The organism is Streptomyces sp. SID14436, assembly GCF_010548465.1.
Classification (GTDB): domain Bacteria; phylum Actinomycetota; class Actinomycetes; order Streptomycetales; family Streptomycetaceae; genus Streptomyces.
The window spans coordinates 1-16,949 of record NZ_JAAGMD010000889.1 but is presented as its reverse complement, the minus strand read 5'-3'; the positions used below and the strand labels follow the sequence as shown (position 1 = coordinate 16,949).

Genomic DNA, 16,949 nt, shown 5'->3' with positions numbered 1-16,949 from the left:
GCGGCCCGCGCGCGTTCGGCGGCGGTGGCCGCCTCGCGGGCGGCGGTGAGCCCGGCCTCGGCCTCCGCGAGCCGCTGCCGGGCCGTCTCGTGCCGCTCGGCCAGTTCGGCGTCGTCCACGTCGAGGCCGTCCACCTCGGCCTGGAGCGCCTCGTACTCCTCCTGGGCGGCGACGGCCCGCTCCTGGGCCTCGTCACGGGCGGCCGCCAGCCGTTCGATCTCGGCCTGGGCCGCGGCGGCCCGGGACCGGGCGGCGCCGACCTGCCCCTTGAGCCGGGCCAGGCCCTCCCGGCGGTCGGCGATGGCCCGGGCGACGTCCTTCAGGCGCCGCTCCTCCTGGGCGAGTTCGCGCTCCAGTTCGGCGCGGTGGGCGACGGTGTCCTCCAGCGCGCGTTCGGCCGCCTCCAGGGCGGCTTCCAGTTCGGCCTCCTGCTCGCGGACGCGGGCGGCCTCGCGCTCCAGGTCCTCCGGGTCCCGGCCGCGGCGTTCCTCCGGCGGGGCGGAGGTGGCGCTCTGCACCCGCGCGTCGGCCAGGGAGACCGTGCCGCGCACCCGCTCGGCGAGCCGGGACAGCTCGTACCAGGTCTGCTGGGCGGTCTGCATGCGCGGGGTGAGGCGGCGCACCTCCTCCTCCAGCTCGGCCTCCCGCCGCAGGGCCTTCCCCAGGGCCTGCTCGGCCGCCTCCTTGCGTTCCTTGAGGGCGGCCTCGTCGGCGACCTCGGCGGCGAGCGCCTCCCGCAGCCGCACCAGGTCGTCGGCGAGCAGGCGCAGCCGGGCGTCGCGCAGGTCGGCCTGGATGACGGCGGCCCGCCGGGCCACGGCCGCCTGCCGGCCGAGCGGCTTGAGCTGGCGGCGCAGCTCGTCGGTGAGGTCCTGCACCCGCGCGAGGTTGGCCTGCATCGCGTCCAGCTTGCGCAGCGCCTTCTCCTTGCGCTTGCGGTGCTTGAGGACGCCGGCGGCCTCCTCGATGAACGCGCGGCGGCCCATTGGGTCGGCGTGCAGCACGGAGTCGAGCTGGCCCTGGCCGACGATGACGTGCATCTCGCGGCCGATGCCGGAGTCGGAGAGCAGTTCCTGGATGTCGAGCAGCCGGCAGGTGTCGCCGTTGATCTGGTACTCGCTGCCGCCGTTGCGGAACATGATCCGCGTGATGGTGACCTCGGCGTACTCGATGGGCAGCGCCCCGTCGGAGTTGTCGATGGTCAGCGACACCTCGGCCCGGCCCAGCGGGGGGCGGCCGGTGGTGCCGGCGAAGATGACGTCCTCCATCTTGCCGCCGCGCAGCGACTTGGCGCCCTGTTCCCCCATGACCCAGCTGAGCGCGTCCACCACGTTGGACTTGCCCGAGCCGTTCGGACCGACGACGCACGTGATGCCCGGTTCGAACCGGAGCGTGGTCGCGGAGGCGAACGACTTGAAGCCGCGGAGGGTCAGGGCCTTGAGGTGCACGCCGCCGGACTTTACCGGCCGGGGAGGTCTCACTCCATGAACGCGCGGTTTCACCGGTGAACGGGAAGGGCACACCAGACGTTGAAGACGGTGAAAGGATGCGCGGGGCAAGGAACCCGAGGGGCGGGCCGGTACGCGGGGGCATCGGAGGCGGGGAAGCCAAGAAAGAAGGGACGCCGAGGCGTCCCTTGCACTTCAGACAATATGGCGGGTGAGATGAGCGGCCCGACCACTGCGGTGCTGTTCGTGGAGCGGTGCAGTGATCAGGTCAGCGCAGGCTCCGCCTGGTGTGCGTCAACGCTCTCCATGATCCTGTCGTGAGAAGCGGCAGCCGCCAGCGCGTCCTTCTCGGCCTGGATCCGTACGAGCTCGGATTCCAGGTCCTGGACGCGCTGCTGGAGCCGTCGCATCTCGGCGAGGAGTCGCGGGTCGGAGCCGCCGACGTAACCGAGAAGCGCCTTTGCCATGATGGATGGTCCTCCACAATGAGTGACCGACCGATGCGGTGTGGGTCGTGAGGGATTCGCACCGCCGGTGCTCGGCAGGCTTGCAGTTGTGCTGCCGTTCAGCCATGCCAAACAGCTAAGGTGCGCGGGGCTTTCAGCGTCTCACCAAAAAGTTTGACGGTCAACACGATCACGCCCCGTATTGGCGGACAACCGGGTGCATACGGCCGCACGGCGGCGGCGTCGCGATCTCTCCGGGTCCTGGGGACGTGGCGGCCATCCTGTCGGTCCGCGGGCTCCGCCACAAGCGGCTTTCCGCAATCACCAGGACGTTTTCCGTTCCGGACCCGGATCGTGCGGGCCGCGCGGCCCGCGTGCGGCGCCCCGGGGCGGCGGTCCTCAGCGGATGGCGAAGCCGTCGTAGCCGCCGCGCGGTGTGTCCCAGATCTCGGTGACTCCGTCCACGCGCCCGGGCGTGTCGCCGTCCCGCAGCCAGTCCAGGAGCGCTTCGCAGCGCGGCCGGGGACCCTCGGCGACCACCTGCACCCGCCCGTCGCCCAGATTGAGAGCAAAACCACTCAGGGCGCCGAGTTCCAGGGCCTTGGCCCGGGTGAACCAGCGGAAACCGACCCCCTGGACCCGCCCGCGCACCCAGGCGACCAGTCGCACATCCTCGCTCATGACTGCAACCTAACCGGACAATGTCACACCGGGCACACGGTCCCCTGGCGGCATGCGGTACCGTCCCGACCCAATGAATCTCATATGAAACTCACTCGATGGTGTGAGTTTCGTGGTGATCGCGAGGACGAGTCGACCGCAAGGACGAGGAAGGCCAGGACATGGGACGCCACCGACGCTCAGCCGCCGGCCGCGCCGCCACGGGCCGCGCCACGGGGGTCACTCAACACGACGGCTCCCAGGACGCGGGCCACGACGGCCTGCTGGACGCCCACGCCGCCGACCGGCCCACGATGGGCATCGCGCCCTATCTGAACCCGGCCGCGTACGCCGAGACCTACGCGAAGAGCGAGGCCTACCTGTACGCCACGCCGGACGCCGAGGGCGCCCCGGACGCCGGTTCCGCCGCCCCCGCGGCCGCGGCCGCCGACCCGTACGGCGTGCCGTTCCAGGACTCCCCCGCCGCTCCGGCCGGCGGCACCGCCTTCGCCGACACCTCCTACCAGGGCACCGCCTCCTACCAGGACACCGCCGTCTTCCCGGCCGCACCGGACGCCGCACACGGCCCGGCCACCCAGGTCTTCCCGACCGGCGGGATCACCGGCCCCGCCTTCCCCGGCCATGACGTCCCCGGCGGCCCTGCCGTCCCCGGCCACGACGCACCGGCCGGCGCACACCCTTACGGCGCACACCCTTACGGCGGACACCCCTACGACGGCCACGCGTTCGACCGCTCTTCGCAGGGCCTGCCCGGCGGCCGCCCGCACGACGCGTTCGCCGACGACCCGCTGCCCGGCCACCGCTTCGCCGCCGACCCCTTCGGCCCGGACTTCCCCGACGACCCCTTCCCCGGTGACCCGTTCGCCGGCGAGGGGCTGCCGGAGGGCGACCTCGCCCCGGACCGGTTCTCCGACGGCCTCCCCGAGGGCACCGTGGACGCCCGCCACGCCGACGAGGGCCTCCCGCCCGGCGGCGGGGTCCGGCGTGCGCCCGGACACCGGCGCCGGAAGAAGAAGACCGGCACCCCCGTCCGCAGCGGCCTGCTCGGCGTCTCCGCCGCGGTCGCCATCGGCACCGTCGCGGTGGCCACGGGCGCGGTCCCCGGCCTGGAGAACTACAAGCTGGGCGGCGACAGCGCGCCCAGTGACGGCGTCGAGGCCGGCGGCGTGCCCACCAACTCCCCCGCCGGACAGGGCGGCTCCTCCGGCAGCCTGGAGAGCCCGGGCCGCGAGGCCGGCTCCCCGGCGAGCCGCGACGGCGACCGCGCCACCTCGCCGGAGGCCTCCCCGTCCGCCCCCGCCGCTCCGGCCGAGACCCCGGAGAAGGAAAAGGAAGCGGAGAAGGGCGAGGAGAAGGAGGAGGCGCGCACTCCGTCCGCCACCCCCGACGAGAAGACGCCCGAGCGCAAGAACCCGCCCCGCAAGGCCGACCCGTCCACCAAGAAGCCCGCCGGCCCGGGTTCCACGTCCGCCGAGCAGGCCGCCAGTGCCCAGGTCCTGAGGCTGGTCAATCAGGAGCGCGCCAAGGTCGGATGCCGTCCCGTCGCCGCGGACAGCGCCCTGGCGGGTCTCGCGAAGGCGTTCAGCGACGACATGGCCGAGCGCGGCTTCTTCGACCACACCGACCCCGACGGCGCGACCCCCTGGGACCGCGCCAAGGTGGCCGGCATAGCCGACCTCGGCGGTGAGAACATCGCCCGCGGCCAGGCCGACGCCGCAGCCGTGATGGAGGCCTGGATGAACAGCCCCGGTCACAAGGCGAACATCCTGAACTGCGACTTCAAGACCCTCGGCGTCGGCGTCCACATGGGCCCGGGCGGGCCGTGGTGGACGCAGAACTTCGGGTACTGAGACAACCGCGGGTCAGGAGCCTGAACCGGGCCCTGGGCCGTCTCCGGGCCGGCTTCCGCAGGGTCGTCGTCCTGGCAGTCGCGATCCACGGCGGCCCGGGTCCGGGTCTCACCGGACGGCATCGAGTGCGTGTACGTCCTCAGGGTGAAGCCGGGGGTCATGGTGGCCCAGGTACTCGCTCAGAGCCCTCATGTTCTCCCCGCGTCCAGGAGGACCGACGCGCAGAAGTGTCGCACCGCGTGCATGCCGTTGTGGCGTCCCGCCTCGACGCCCGCAGCCCGGAGTGCCGGCCGCCAGACCCGATCGCCGAAGCGTTTCCGGTCGAGTGCCGGGCCCGTGGAGCCGGTGAAGATGAGCGACGCCGTGACCGGAGGACCATCGAGCGTCTTCCACGGCGAGGTGACCTCACTGCCCGCTGCCGCCTCATGACCGATGCACGGTCCGCTCACCGCGCAGCGGCAGGAAGTCCCAGTCCAGCCTCTGCTCCTCGTCCACTACCGGCGCGTAGCGGCCGAGGGGTCGTGAGGTCTCGAGAGACGTGGCGATCGCCGCCATGAGCACCGGCAGGGACGCCCACATCTCGTGCGGTAAGCGCATGACGCCTTCCACGGCCTCGGCTGCGTGGACGCGCCCCCGGTCGGCCTCGGGGCGGTGGTCCAGCACGAGGTGCCCCCCGCCGACGTCCCGCGCGACGGGAATCAACTGCGGGTGGCCGAACAGGACGCTGCTGAACCCGAGCTTCATGAAGTCGTGGTCCGCCTCCGCTCCTTTCTCATCCGCCGTGCGCTGGTCGTAGAAGCCGGTGAGAAGTTGCCACGCAGCCGCGATCTCGCGTGCACTCATCGGTCGGTAGCAGGCTGGCAGCAGCGAGCCCCGCTGATCGAGAAGACCATCGTGCCGCAGCAGCGACCTCACCACGGGCCTCGGCAGTGGCCGGCCGATGACACGTTCGGCCTCGGCGATGTCCGCCGGATCCGCGGGCGGCGCCAGCGCGGCGTAGGTCGCCGGGGCGTGCTCGGCCAGCCAGTTCTCGATGCGCGTCCACGACTCACTGATCGGTGCGGTCATGGCACGGCATCGTGCCACCTGGTACTGACACCCCCGGGGGACAGTCAGACGGTGGCCGTGACCCCGGTATGTCCGACCAGGGCCGTCTCTGGGCCGTGTGAGGGCACTCAACGATGGCAGGCGACGACAGCCGCCGACCGCTGACCCGCAGGCCAGAAGGACGGCGCTGGAGGGCGTGCAGGCCGGAAGGGTGCCGCGTCACTTCTTCGGGTACGAGACAACCGCAGGTCGCAACCAGGGGCCCTCGTGGGCCGTGTCCGGAGGGCAGTCACCTCATCGGGAGCGACCTGATCCGCAACCGCCGGCGGTTGGTGCCCCCGAAAGGCGATGAGGGGGCACCTTGTCCGCGAGGGGAACCCCGAGTCCGGTTCCGGGCCTTACGGCGCTGCGATCAGAGCCGGACAAGGACAACAGGGGGCCGGGAAGCAGGTGGAGTGGGATCGCACCCCCGGGCTACCGGGTGGTGCTGCGGTCGTGCGCGTACCGCCGGATGACCGCCCGGCCAGGAACTCCGTGTGATCCCCACGGTCCGGGATCGGTGGGGATGCGGCTTCTCAGGCAGGCCAGAGCTGGACGACCCACACCTCAAGGGGATCATCGAGCGCGAGCAGAGCCTCGACATGATCTCGTCCTCGGCAGAGCAAACGCAGGTGGTAGTGCCCCGGCCGCAGCGGAAGTTCGCCGTAGCAGACGCCCCCCAGGTCGAGCACCGCGAGGTGATCTGCCATCGGAGAACGGAAAGTCCGTTCGTACTCCCATGAGCCTGATGGGTGAGGCGCGGGACCGTCCCACACCTCTAAACGCACCAAAGGGTAGAAATCGTTGTCGCTGGAGGTGAGGCTCCAGCCCTCCCCGGGGATCTGAACGATCTCGTCCTCCGTCGGCGCTTGTTCGAAGAGGATGGGGCCGATCTGGATGGTCCTGTAGTACACGCGCGGACGGACATCCACCGCGTTGATCAGAGTGGACACCTGCTCCCCTCACCACCGAGCGAGCCGGCTCGTCAGGCTGTCTCCGGTCTGCACTGCAAGCCCCCTCGACTCATCTCGTCAGCCGACACCGCTCATGTCCAGGACATCGGCCTTGTCCGGGGGCCGGACGTCCAACGGCTCGTCGAAGGCGCTGAACGACGTGGTGGTGTGGAAAACGTCGTCCCGGTAGACGACCTTCAGGAGGTACGGCTTGCCCTCGGTGGCGACGTAGAAGGTGTAGGTGCCGTCCTTCTCGGCCACCTTCAACGGTATCGCCGCAGTGCCGTCGATCTCGGTCGGTTCGCCCTTCTCCGGCCGGCCGAACGAGGCGAACTCGTGCGTGCACGAGGAGAGTCCGTTGCCCGGTTGCGACCTGTCGGCCGGCACCTTGGCCCAACGGTTCTGCTTGCCCTTTCCGGAGCCGGGGTAGCCCGACTCCTCCAGGTAGGCCCGGTTCGGCTTGACGTAGTCCGTCCCGTCGATCCGGATCTGTTCGAGGCGGGCACCCGAGGCCGAGGTCGTCGTGAACGCGCAGGTGCCCTCCAGGTCGGTCGTCAGACGGCTGGAGCGGTCGTCGCCGTCGGTGACCTCGGTGACCGTCTCGACGGTGACCGAGGTCAGGGCGCGCATCGTCGTGTTCGCCTCGTCGAGCATGTGGCCGGCGGAAGGGGACTGGGCTCCGTCGTCGTCCGCACAGCCGGTCGCGGTTCCTCCCAGGACCAGGCAGGCCAGGATGGCTGTCACGGTGGTCGGTGTCGTTCGCACGCATGTCCCCCTCAGGTCAGAAGCCGGATCATGATATGGGACGCGGGCCGCCCCCTGGCCCGTGGACGGCGGCGGTGCAGCGCCCTGTGCGGCCGCCGCACCCGCTGGACGGAACGGTCTGCCCCCGCAGCCGGGCACGCATCGCATCGGGCCGTCCGCCTGACGGCCCGGCCGGGACCGCACCCTGCGCCCGCGCGTCGCGGCAACTCCGGTATTACCCTGGGCAGTTCGTACCGGCAGCGCTCGCACGGGGGGACACGCATGGTGGAGCTGGGCATCCTGTTCGGACTGCTGGGGGTGGCGGCGCTGGGGCTGGTCGTCGTGCTCCTGCGGCGGCAGAACGGCCGTACGGAGAACGCCGACGGGCTCCGCATCGAGCGGGCGCGGCTGGTGCGGGCGCGGAACGGCCGGGTGATCCACGGGTCCGGGGCGGTGCGACCGCGCTCACCACGCGTGTGGCCCTCACCGTCCTTGAGCCGGCCGGTGCGATCGCCATGACCACCCCCGCCCCCGGCCCACCCTCCGGCCCCTTCGCCACCCCGCCCGCGCCCCTGCGTACCGCCCGGCTCGTGCTGCGGCAGGCCGAGGCGCGGGACCGGGGACGCTTCATCGCGCTGCTGTCGTCGCCCGAGGTCTACGCCCACCTCGGCGGGGCCCGGCCGCGGGAGGAGCTGGAGCAGGTGGTGCCCCGGGTGCCGGGGCGGCGGCCCGGTGTCTTCGTGATCGACCGCGACGGGGAGATGATCGGCACCGTCGAGCTGAAGCGGCGCGGGCCGCGGCGGCCGGGGCACGTCCGGCCGCAGGGCGGCGAGGTCGAACTCGGGTACCTGCTGCTCCCGGAGGCGTGGGGGCACGGGTATGCCGCCGAGGCGTGTGCGGCGGTCCTCGGCCTGGTGGCCGCGACGCTGCCCGGCGAGCCGGTGGTGCTCTGCACGCAGGTGGCCAACGTCCGCTCGCTGCGCCTCGCGGCGCGACTGGGCTTCACCGAGGTGGACCGCTTCGAGGAGTGGGGCGCCGAGCAGTGGTTCGGCGTGTGGCGGCCGGGCCCGCCGCTTGCCGGTGGTCAGCGCGTTCTGCCCGTCGGTGCCGACTGACGTAATCTCGTGAACATGACGAGCGTGCAGCGGGAAACGGCGGCGGACGGCCTGCCGTACGACGTGTTCGCCCGGGCCTGCCCCTCCCGGAGCACGCTGGAGCACGTGACCGGGCGCTGGGGATCGCTCACGCTCGGGGCCCTGTACGGGGGTTCGCTGCGGTTCAACGAGCTGCGGCGGCGGGTCGACGGGGTCAGCGAGAAGATGCTGTCCCAGACGCTGCAGGCGCTGGAGCGCGACGGTCTGGTGCACCGCGAGGCGCAGCCGACGAATCCGCCGCGGGTGGACTACGAACTGACCCCGCTGGGCCGTGAGGTCGCGGGACGGCTGCTCGCGCTCATCCGGTCCGTGGAGAGCCGTATGGACGCCGTGCTGGAGGCCCGGGAGCGCTACGACACGGCCCGCGGCGCCCGCTGACACCGGGGGCAGTAGTAGCTGGACCGGTTCATCCAGGGCCGGCGGCGGATCGGGGTGCCGCAGCGGCGGCAGGGCAGTCCTTCGCGGCCGTAGGCGTCCAGGGAGCGGTCGAAGTAGCCGGATTCCCCGTTGACGTTGACGTACAGGCTGTCGAAGCTGGTGCCGCCCACCGCGAGAGCGGCGTTCATGACGTCCCGGACGTGTCCGAGGAGGACGAGGGTGCGCGGCCGGGTGAGGGTCGCGGTGGGGCGTTCGTAGTGGATGCGGGCCCGCCACAGCGCCTCGTCCGCGTAGATGTTGCCGACCCCGCTGATCAGTGACTGGTCGAGCAGGGCGCGCTTGACCGTGGTGCGCTTGCGGCGCAGCGCCCGGTGGAAGGCGTCCTCGTCGAAGAGGGGGTCGAGCGGGTCGCGGGCGATGTGGGCGATGACGTCGGGCAGGCCGTCCGGGGTGGTGTCGTGCAGGGACAGGCCGCCGAAGGTGCGCTGGTCCACGAAGCGCAGTTCGGTGTCGCCCGCCGGGCCGTCGGTGAAGCGGACGCGGACGCGGAGGTGCTTCTCGTCGGGCGCGGAGTGCGGCTGCACGAGCAGCTGGCCGCTCATGCCGAGGTGGGCGAGGACGGCCTGGCCGGTGTCCTCCAGGGGCAGCCACAGGTACTTGCCGCGGCGGCTGGGGGTGCCCATGCGGTGGCCCCGCAGGCGGTGCGTGAAGTCGTCGGGTCCGGCGAGGTGGCGGCGCACCGCACGCGGGTGCAGCACCTCGGCGTCGGCGACGGTCCGGTGGGCGACCCACCGGAGCAGTCCGCGCCGGACGACCTCGACCTCGGGCAGCTCGGGCATGGCGTTTCCCCTCGGGCCCTGTTCTCGCGTACCGGTTGCCGGGCCCCTTGTTCCGTACCGGTGCTCAGCGGCGAGCGCCCGCCCCGGGCGGGGGCGGGCGCTCGCGTCGCTTCGGTCGTGCTCCTCACCGCCGGGTGAGGGGCACGGCGGGCGTCAGGCGGGGGCCGACGGGGCGTCGGCGCCCTGCGCGGAGGCTTCGGCCTCGGCGGCCTCGACGGCCTGCTCGGCCTCGGCCGCCGCTTTGGCCCGCTCGTCCGCGGCGGCGCGGATGGCGCGCCATGCGGACTCGGCTGCCTGCTGCTCCGCCTCCTTCTTGCTGCGGCCGGTGCCGGTGCCGTACGAGACGCCTCCGACGCGGGCGGCAGCAGTGAAGGTCTTCTCATGGTCGGGGCCGGTCTCCGTGACCAGGTACTCGGGCACTCCGAGTCCTTCGGTCGCGGTGAGCTCCTGGAGGCTGGTCTTCCAGTCCAGGCCGGCTCCGAGGTTCGACGACTTCTCGATCAGCGGGTCGAACAGGCGGTGCACCAGTTCGGAGGCCGCGTCGAGACCCTGGTCGAGGTAGACGGCGCCGATCACCGCTTCGAGGGTGTCGGCGAGGATGGATGCCTTGTCCCGGCCGCCCGTGCCCTCTTCACCGCGGCCGAGCCGGATGAAGGAACCCAGGTCGAGCCCGCGGCCCACCTCCGCCAGCGCACGCGAGTTGACCACCGCGGCCCGCAGCTTGGCCAGCTGGCCCTCGGGCAGGTCGGGGTGGGTGCGGTACAGCGTGTCCGTGACGACGAGGCCGAGCACGGAGTCCCCGAGGAACTCCAGCCGTTCGTTCGTCGGCAGACCGCCGTTCTCGTACGCGTAGGAGCGATGGGTCAGCGCTCGCACCAGAAGGGCGGACTCGACCTGATAGCCGAGCCGCCCTTCCAGAAGCGTGTGGGACGAGGCCTGGTGGTCCGCAGAGTTCTTCTTCGGCGTGGACACAGTGCCTCTCACCAGCCGCTCAGACCTCGAGGACCTGGCGCTTGTTGTAGGTGCCGCACGACGGGCACGCGATGTGCTGCTGCTTGGGCTCGTGGCAGCGCTCGCACGCAACCAGGGTGGGGACCGCAGCCTTCCACTGCGACCGGCGGTGGCGCGTGTTGCTGCGCGACATCTTCCGCTTCGGAACAGCCACGGCTACTTCTCCTGCTTCTCGTCGACGCCAGGTTCGGCGCCGCTCATCTCGTCCTTCTCGCCGTCCTTCATGGTGTCGGCGAGTCCCTGCAGTGCCGCCCAACGGATGTCGACGGCGTTGTGGTGGTGTTCCGGGTCGTCCGCGAGACGCGCTCCGCATTCGGAACACAGACCCGGGCAGTCTTCCTGGCACACCGGCTGCATCGGCAGTGCGAGCACCACCGCATCGCGCAGCACAGGCTCGAGGTCGAACAGGCCGTCCTCGAGAAAGAGCCTGTCCTCGTCGTCCTCGGCGTCGTCGCCCGGCTCCGCGGTGACGCGGCCCCGGTCGTCGGCGTCAGGGTACGAGAACATCTCCTGGAAGTCCGCTGCGAGCTCCAGCCCGAGCGGCTCCAGACACCTTACGCACTCCCCCTCGGCCGTCGCACGGGCGGTGCCGGTGACGAGCACACCTTCCATGACCGACTCGAGTCGGAGATCGAGCTCCACCGGAGCGCCTTCCGGCACTCCGACGACTCCCTTGATACCGAGGTCCTTGGGGGCGTCCACCGTGCGGTTCAGGCGCTGGAGCGCACCAGGACGCCGTCCCAGCTCGTGCGTGTCGAACACGAGGGGGTTGCGGTGGTCGAGGCGGGCGTTCAGGGCCATTCCTGCTTTCGGTCTTCGAGCTCTGGGGGGAGACGCTGCCGCGCGGTGTTCCGGGCAGCGCTGATCGCGGACGTCCACGAAGTCAGCAGAGCGCGCACGCGACCGATGAGCCAGGATACTGGACCATCGGCTCTCGGCCCAATTCGGTCGTCCGGGGCGCCCGGGCCGGGGCCGTCAGCCGTTGCCGCGGCCCTGTTCGTAGGCCCGCAACTGGTCCGCGCTGATCATGCTGGTGTCGAACAGGCTGGTCTCGTCCAGGGACGGCGCCTGCTGGGGGACGTACCCCTGCTGCGCCTGTCCCGGGTCGTAGGCGGCCTGCTGGGGGTCGTAGCCCTGGTAGGCGGCGTACGGGTCGGCCTGCTGCGGGTAGCCGTAGGGGTCCTGCTGCCCGGGGTACTGCTGGTGCTGCTGGTAGCCGCCGTAGGGGTCGGGCTGCTGGGGCTGCTGGGGCTGCTGGGGCTGCTGGTAGCCGTAGTCCTGCTGCTGGTCCTGCTGGGCGTAGGCGGCCTGCTGGTCCTGCTGCGCGTACACCGGCTGGGGCTCGGGCTGCTGCGGCGCGTGGTCCGGCTGGGCCGGCTGCCGGTCCCGGCGGGCCGGGGCGTCGGAGAGCGCCGCGAGGTCGGCGAGGTAGTCGGCGTCGCTGGAGTGCTGGACGGTCGAGAGGTCGTCGGAGAGGGCGCCGAGATCATCGGTGGCGATCCGGCCGTGCAGTTTCTGCCGGCCCCGGCCGACGGCCTCCAGGGTCTTGGCGAGGACCGCCTCGAAGGCGCCCAGCTTGACGTCGACGTAGGCGTCGGCGTCGCGGCGCAGGGTCTCGGGGTCGTGGCTGCGCTCGGGGGCGTCCTCGTCCTCGTAGCCCTGCTCGTCGAGGCCGGGGCCGGTGCCGAGCAGCTTCTCGCGTCCCCGGCCGACGGAGCCGAGGGTCTTGGTCAGGACGACCTCGAAGTTGGCCAGCTTGGAGTCGACGTAGTCGTCGGCCTCGGCGCGGATCTCCTCGGCCTCCTGGCGGGCCTCGGAGAGGATCCGGTCGGCCTCGGCCTGGGAGCGGCGGGCGATCTCGGTGCCGGAGACCAGGGAGCCGCGCTCGGCGTGCGCGGTCTCGATGATCCGCTCGGCCTCCTGGCGGGCCTGCTCGACCATCTGCTCCCGGCCGCCGATCAACTCCTGTGCCTGGGCGAGGGAGTCGGGCAGCGCCGCGCGCACCTCGTCGAGCATCGCGAGCAGTTCGGCGCGGTTGACCACGCACGACGCCGACATGGGCATCGACCGGGCACTGGAGACCGCGGCGACGATCTCGTCGAGCTTCTTCTGCACGTCCACCGTGTGCTCGCCACTCTCTACAGCTGTGTTGGAGACGGACGGGACGACTGTACGGCCCCGGCCCGCCGGGGGGACACCGACCGGCGGATCGGCGGCGTCCGGCCCGGGCGCGGGAGGTGTTCCCGCTCGGCGTCAGTCCGTGCGCAGGCGGTCGGCCAGGGCTGTGAGGACCTCCGGCGGCACCAGGTGGGAGACGTCGCCGCCCCAGGTGGCGACCTCCTTGACCAGGGAGGACGACAGGAAGCTGTAGGTGGGGTTGGTGGGGATGAAGAGGGTCTCCACGCCCGACAGGCCGTTGTTCATCTGGGCCATCTGCAGCTCGTAGTCGAAGTCGCTGACCGCGCGCAGGCCCTTGACGATGGCGGGGATGTCGCGCTGCTTGCAGAAGTCGACGAGGAGGCCGTGGAAGGCCTCGACGCGGACGTTGCCGTACTCGGCGGTGACGCGGCGGATCAGGTCGATCCGCTCCTCGATCTCGAACAGCCCTCTCTTGGACTGGTTGATCATCACCGCGACGTAGACCTCGTCGTAGAGCCTGGAGGCGCGGGAAATGATGTCGAGATGTCCGTTGGTGATCGGGTCGAACGACCCGGGGCATACGGCGCGGCGCACTTGTGATCCCTCGCTCTCCGGTCCGGTCATCGTGCGTCTTCGCACGTAGAGGCGGCGCGACCGTACCAAAACGTTCCCTCGCCGTAGCGGCGGGCCCGGATCGGTTCGAAGCCGGGCGGCCACCCGAATTCCCCGCCTCTGGTGCTGCGCTCCACGGTGACGAGGGCGTCCTCCGCGAGCCACCCCTGCGAACGGAGTGTGAGGAGTATCTCGCGAAGATCGTCGTCGGAGACGGCGTACGGGGGGTCCAGGAAGGCGATGTCGTACGGCTCCCCGGCTGGGGCGGCGCGGACGATCTGTTCGGCTTTGCCCGGTCTGACCTCGGCGCCGGGCAGACCGAGGGAGCGCACGTTGGCCCGGACGGTGCGCACGGCCCGCGCGTCGGCCTCCACGAGGAGGGTGTGACCGGCTCCCCGGGACAGGGCCTCCAGGCCGACCGCGCCGGAGCCGGCGTAGAGGTCGAGGACGCGTTCGCCGTCGAGGGGGCCGCCGAGCAGGGCCTGCCAGGTGGAGAACAGGCCCTCGCGTGCACGGTCTGAGGTGGGGCGGGTTCCCTGCCCCGGCGGTACGGCCAGGCGGCGTCCGCCGGCCGCGCCGGCGATCACGCGGGTCATGTCCTCGGTCCTTGGGTGAGTGCGGTGGGCGGTGCGGAGGTCGGTGGGCGCGGTGGGTGGCGCTCCCAGTCTGTCAGCCCTTCTCCAGGTACTGCTCCCGCTCCGCGTCCAGCAGGGCGTCCAGGGCGGTGCGCAGGGCGGGCAGTCCCGTCAGGTCGGGGTCGGCGGCGACGACGGCCGCGGCCTCCTCCCGCGCCGCGGCGATGACCTCCTCGTCGTCGATGACGGCGAGCATGCGCAGGCTGGAGCGGGTGCCGGACTGGGCCTGGCCGAGGACGTCGCCCTCGCGGCGCTGTTCGAGGTCGATGCGGGAGAGCTCGAAGCCGTCGAGGGTGGAGGCGACGGCGGCGAGCCGCTGCCGGGCGGGGCTCGCCTCGGGCATGTCGGTGACCAGCAGGCACAGGCCGGGGGCGGAGCCGCGGCCGACGCGTCCGCGCAGCTGGTGGAGCTGGGAGACGCCGAAGCGGTCGGCGTCCATGATCACCATCGCGGTGGCGTTGGGCACGTTGACGCCGACCTCGATGACGGTCGTGGCGACCAGCACGTCGGTGTCGCCCGCGGCGAAGCGGCGCATCACGGCGTCCTTGTCGTCGGGCTGCATCCTGCCGTGCAGGACCTCCACGCGCAGGCCCTTCAGGGGGCCCGCGGCGAGCTGGTCGGCGACCTCCAGGACGGCCAGCGGCGGGCGCCGGTCGGCGTCCTCCCCGCCGGCCCCGGTCGCCTTCTTCCTGGCCGCCTTCGGGTCGTCGTCCTCGTCGCCGATGCGGGGGCAGACCACGTAGGCCTGGTGGCCCTTCTCGACCTCCTCGCGGACGCGTTCCCAGGCGCGGGCCAGGAAGTGGGGCTTGTCGGCGGCCGGGACGACATGGCTGGCGATGGGGGAACGCCCGGCCGGGAGCTGGTCCAGGACGGACGTCTCCAGGTCGCCGAAGACGGTCATGGCGACCGTGCGCGGGATGGGCGTGGCGGTCATCACGAGCAGGTGCGGGGGCTGCTTGCCCTTGCCGCGCAGGGCGTCGCGCTGTTCGACACCGAAGCGGTGCTGTTCGTCGACCACGACCAGCCCCAGGTCGTGGAACTGGACCTTGTCCTCGATGAGCGCGTGGGTGCCGATGACGATGCCGGCCTCGCCGGTGACCAGGTCGAGGAGGGCCTGGCGGCGGGCCGCGGCTCCCATGGACCCGGTCAGCAGCACCACCTTGGTGGCATTCTCCGCGCCGCCCAGCATCCCGCCCTCCCGTCGCCCGCCACCGTCCTTCTGAGGAGGCGCTTCGCGCCACAGCCCCCAACTGGCCAGCTCGCCCATCATCTCCGTGATCGAGCGGTGATGCTGCTGGGCGAGCACCTCGGTGGGCGCCAGCAGGGCCGCCTGTCCCCCGGCGTCGACGACGGCGAGCATGGCCCGCAGGGCCACCATCGTCTTGCCGCTGCCGACCTCGCCCTGGAGGAGCCGGTGCATCGGGTGTTCGGTCGCCAGGTCGCGGAAGATCTCGCCGGACACCGTGCGCTGGCCCTCGGTGAGGGTGAAGGGGAGGCGGTCGTCGAAGGCGGCGAGCAGGCCGTCGGGCTTGGGCCGGCGGGCGACGGCGGGGAGCTGGGCGTCGGCGTGGCGGCGCCGGGCGAGGGCGACCTGGAGGACGAAGGCCTCGTCCCACTTGAGGCGGGAGCGGGCGTCCTCGATGTCGGCCGGGGTGTGCGGGCGGTGGATCTTCAGCAGGGCCTCGGGGAGCGGCAGCAGCCCGCGGCCCTCCCGCAGGGATGCGGGGAGCGGGTCCACGGCCTCCTGGGCGCTGGGCAGCACCGTCTGGAGCGCCTTGCCGATCTTCCAGGACTCCAGCTTGGCGGTGGCGGGGTAGATGGGGATGAGCGCGCCGGCCCAGGTCTCCACCGTCTCGTCGGAGTCGCCGCGCAGCAGCTCGTAGGCGGGGTGCGCCAGTTGGAGGCGCCGGTTGAAGACGGAGACCTTGCCCGCGAACATCGCGCGGGTGCCCGGGAGGAGTTCCTTGTGGGGCTTGTGGACGCCGTTGCCGAAGAAGACCAGCTGGAGGCGGCCGTGGCCGTCCGTGATGGTCACCTCCAGGCGCTGGCCCCGGCCGCGCGGGGCGCGGGAGGAGGCGAAGGAGTGCAGGCGGGCGTCGGCGACCTGGGCAACGACGGTGACGTGCTCGTCCATGGGGAGGTCGGCCAGGTGGGTGAGCTGGCCGCGCTCCTCGTACCGGCGGGGGTAGTGGTGCAGCAGGTCGCCGACGGTGTGCAGGCCGAGGTGCTCGGCCATCACCTTGGCGGTGGCGGGGCCGAGCACCTTCTTCAGTGGTTCTTCCAGTGCGGGCACGAGATCCATTGCACACCACGGCACCGACAATGCGGGAACCGTGCGCCGCGCCGGGCCGGGCCGGGTCCCGGCGGTGGATCGTTCACTCCACGCCGATCAGCAGCAGCGCGCCCTGCCGGCCGCCGCTGTAGACGACCGTGTCGACGGCCAGGTAGCCCTCCCGGACCCGGGTCTCCAGGTGGGCGGCGACGGTGTCCGGGGCGTCGTCGCCGACGACCAGGGTGACCATCTCGCCGCCGGCCGCGAGCATGCGGTCCAGCACGGCGGACGCCGTGGCGGCGACCTCCTGGCCGATGACGGCCACGTCGCCGTCGATGAGGCCGAGGACGTCCCCGGCCTGGCAGATGCCGGCCATGGTCCAGGACTGGCGTTCGGCGACCGTGACCTCGGCGTAGCGGGTCGCGCCCGCCGCCGAGGTCATCGACACCACGTCCTCGTCGAACCGGCGCTCCGGCTCGTGCACGGCGAGCGCGGCGATGCCCTGGACGGCGGAGCGGGTCGGGATGAGGGCGACCCGCAGGCCCTCGGCGCGGGCCTGGTCGGCCGCCGCGGCGGCGGTGTGGCGCAGGTCGGCGTCGTTGGGCAGCAGGACGACCTCGCGGGCCCCGGAACGGCGTGCGGCCTGCACGAGCTCCCCGCTCGCGGGCGGCTCCCCGGGGCGGGCGAGCACGGTGGTCGCG

17 protein-coding genes and 3 pseudogenes are annotated in these 16,949 nt (G+C 72.2%); 4 read left to right on the top strand and 16 right to left on the bottom strand.

Annotated features, from left to right (window positions below):
* From G3I53_RS32505 to G3I53_RS32495, 3 genes are all read right to left on the bottom strand, one after another.
* A partial coding sequence (locus tag G3I53_RS32505) for an AAA family ATPase (RefSeq protein WP_164439039.1) occupies positions 1-1,448 on the bottom strand: 1,448 nt, incomplete at its 3' end.
* 263 nt (positions 1,449-1,711) lie between these two features.
* Entirely contained in the window at positions 1,712-1,915 is a 204-nt protein-coding gene (locus G3I53_RS32500) for a hypothetical protein (protein WP_030824772.1), read from the bottom strand.
* A 378-nt stretch (positions 1,916-2,293) separates the two neighbouring features.
* Positions 2,294-2,575 carry an acylphosphatase gene (locus tag G3I53_RS32495; protein WP_164334372.1) on the bottom strand — a complete coding sequence of 94 codons (282 nt, stop codon included), beginning with the start codon at positions 2,573-2,575 and terminating at the stop codon, positions 2,294-2,296.
* A gap of 995 nt (positions 2,576-3,570) precedes the next feature.
* On the opposite strand from G3I53_RS32495, the pseudogene G3I53_RS34295 reads away from it, so the two are divergent.
* Positions 3,571-4,425: pseudogene (locus tag G3I53_RS34295) on the top strand (CAP domain-containing protein); the annotation flags it as partial.
* A gap of 83 nt (positions 4,426-4,508) precedes the next feature.
* On the opposite strand, the pseudogene G3I53_RS34290 reads toward G3I53_RS34295, so the two are convergent.
* The 4 genes and pseudogenes from G3I53_RS34290 to G3I53_RS32475 all read right to left on the bottom strand — a co-directional run.
* Positions 4,509-4,832 (bottom strand): annotated as a pseudogene (locus G3I53_RS34290) (tyrosine-type recombinase/integrase); the annotation flags it as partial.
* Between the two features lie 16 nt (positions 4,833-4,848).
* The gene (locus G3I53_RS32485) at positions 4,849-5,493 is read right to left on the bottom strand and encodes an SMI1/KNR4 family protein (protein WP_164336968.1); all 645 of its coding nucleotides are present in this window, start codon (positions 5,491-5,493) and stop codon (positions 4,849-4,851) included.
* A gap of 554 nt (positions 5,494-6,047) precedes the next feature.
* The gene (locus G3I53_RS32480; RefSeq protein ID WP_164336966.1) at positions 6,048-6,464 is read right to left on the bottom strand and encodes a hypothetical protein; all 417 of its coding nucleotides are present in this window, start codon (positions 6,462-6,464) and stop codon (positions 6,048-6,050) included.
* 78 nt (positions 6,465-6,542) lie between these two features.
* Positions 6,543-7,208: a hypothetical protein gene (locus G3I53_RS32475; protein WP_343240728.1), complete on the bottom strand. Its 666-nt coding sequence runs from the start codon at positions 7,206-7,208 to the stop codon at positions 6,543-6,545.
* 282 nt (positions 7,209-7,490) lie between these two features.
* Here G3I53_RS32475 and G3I53_RS32470 point away from each other — a divergent pair, with 282 nt between their 5' ends.
* From G3I53_RS32470 to G3I53_RS32460, 3 genes are read left to right on the top strand one after another with little or no spacing between them, the layout of a single operon-like run.
* Positions 7,491-7,727: a hypothetical protein gene (locus G3I53_RS32470; protein ID WP_164336962.1), complete on the top strand. Its 237-nt coding sequence runs from the start codon at positions 7,491-7,493 to the stop codon at positions 7,725-7,727.
* Positions 7,724-8,323, top strand: a complete 600-nt coding sequence (locus G3I53_RS32465; protein ID WP_164336960.1) for a GNAT family N-acetyltransferase — start codon at positions 7,724-7,726, stop codon at positions 8,321-8,323. Before G3I53_RS32470 ends, G3I53_RS32465 begins: the two co-directional genes overlap by 4 nt.
* A gap of 15 nt (positions 8,324-8,338) precedes the next feature.
* Complete coding sequence (locus G3I53_RS32460) at positions 8,339-8,740, top strand: helix-turn-helix domain-containing protein (RefSeq protein ID WP_164336958.1); 402 nt, start codon at positions 8,339-8,341, stop codon at positions 8,738-8,740.
* Here G3I53_RS32460 and mutM read toward each other — a convergent pair.
* From mutM to G3I53_RS32415, 9 genes and pseudogenes are all read right to left on the bottom strand, one after another.
* Positions 8,713-9,579 (bottom strand): bifunctional DNA-formamidopyrimidine glycosylase/DNA-(apurinic or apyrimidinic site) lyase, encoded by an 867-nt coding sequence (gene mutM, locus G3I53_RS32455; protein ID WP_164336956.1) that lies wholly within the window; start codon positions 9,577-9,579, stop codon positions 8,713-8,715. The two genes, G3I53_RS32460 and mutM, sit on opposite strands and share 28 nt — an antisense overlap.
* Before the next feature lie 153 nt (positions 9,580-9,732).
* Entirely contained in the window at positions 9,733-10,551 is an 819-nt protein-coding gene (rnc, locus tag G3I53_RS32450; protein WP_164345312.1) for a ribonuclease III, read from the bottom strand.
* 19 nt (positions 10,552-10,570) lie between these two features.
* Complete coding sequence (rpmF, locus tag G3I53_RS32445) at positions 10,571-10,744, bottom strand: 50S ribosomal protein L32 (RefSeq protein ID WP_003951102.1); 174 nt, start codon at positions 10,742-10,744, stop codon at positions 10,571-10,573.
* Between the two features lie 2 nt (positions 10,745-10,746).
* On the bottom strand, positions 10,747-11,391 hold the full coding sequence (locus G3I53_RS32440) for a DUF177 domain-containing protein (protein ID WP_164336363.1): 645 nt from the start codon (positions 11,389-11,391) through the stop codon (positions 10,747-10,749).
* Between the two features lie 174 nt (positions 11,392-11,565).
* Positions 11,566-12,711, bottom strand: a complete 1,146-nt coding sequence (locus G3I53_RS32435) for a cell division initiation protein (protein ID WP_164336361.1) — start codon at positions 12,709-12,711, stop codon at positions 11,566-11,568.
* Positions 12,712-12,843: 132 nt separating this feature from the next.
* Positions 12,844-13,323 carry a pantetheine-phosphate adenylyltransferase gene (gene coaD, locus G3I53_RS32430; protein WP_164336359.1) on the bottom strand — a complete coding sequence of 160 codons (480 nt, stop codon included), beginning with the start codon at positions 13,321-13,323 and terminating at the stop codon, positions 12,844-12,846.
* Between the two features lie 26 nt (positions 13,324-13,349).
* Positions 13,350-13,937 (bottom strand): 16S rRNA (guanine(966)-N(2))-methyltransferase RsmD, encoded by a 588-nt coding sequence (gene rsmD / locus G3I53_RS32425; RefSeq protein ID WP_164336357.1) that lies wholly within the window; start codon positions 13,935-13,937, stop codon positions 13,350-13,352.
* 73 nt (positions 13,938-14,010) lie between these two features.
* The gene (recG, locus tag G3I53_RS32420; RefSeq protein WP_164336355.1) at positions 14,011-16,278 is read right to left on the bottom strand and encodes an ATP-dependent DNA helicase RecG; all 2,268 of its coding nucleotides are present in this window, start codon (positions 16,276-16,278) and stop codon (positions 14,011-14,013) included.
* 73 nt (positions 16,279-16,351) lie between these two features.
* Positions 16,352-16,949: pseudogene (locus G3I53_RS32415) on the bottom strand (dihydroxyacetone kinase); the annotation flags it as partial.

Bases quoted from the DNA above. Each gene is read 5' to 3' on its own strand.
- G3I53_RS32500 (WP_030824772.1), bottom strand. From the start codon at position 1,915: ATGGCAAAGGCGCTTCTCGGTTACGTCGGCGGCTCCGACCCGCGACTC.
- G3I53_RS32495 (WP_164334372.1), bottom strand. From the start codon at position 2,575: ATGAGCGAGGATGTGCGACTGGTCGCCTGGGTGCGCGGGCGGGTCCAG.
- G3I53_RS32485 (WP_164336968.1), bottom strand. From the start codon at position 5,493: ATGACCGCACCGATCAGTGAGTCGTGGACGCGCATCGAGAACTGGCTG.
- G3I53_RS32470 (WP_164336962.1), top strand. From the start codon at position 7,491: ATGGTGGAGCTGGGCATCCTGTTCGGACTGCTGGGGGTGGCGGCGCTG.
- G3I53_RS32465 (WP_164336960.1), top strand. From the start codon at position 7,724: ATGACCACCCCCGCCCCCGGCCCACCCTCCGGCCCCTTCGCCACCCCG.
- G3I53_RS32460 (WP_164336958.1), top strand. From the start codon at position 8,339: ATGACGAGCGTGCAGCGGGAAACGGCGGCGGACGGCCTGCCGTACGAC.
- mutM (WP_164336956.1), bottom strand. From the start codon at position 9,579: ATGCCCGAGCTGCCCGAGGTCGAGGTCGTCCGGCGCGGACTGCTCCGG.
- G3I53_RS32440 (WP_164336363.1), bottom strand. From the start codon at position 11,391: ATGGCCCTGAACGCCCGCCTCGACCACCGCAACCCCCTCGTGTTCGAC.
- rsmD (WP_164336357.1), bottom strand. From the start codon at position 13,937: ATGACCCGCGTGATCGCCGGCGCGGCCGGCGGACGCCGCCTGGCCGTA.
- recG (WP_164336355.1), bottom strand. From the start codon at position 16,278: ATGGATCTCGTGCCCGCACTGGAAGAACCACTGAAGAAGGTGCTCGGC.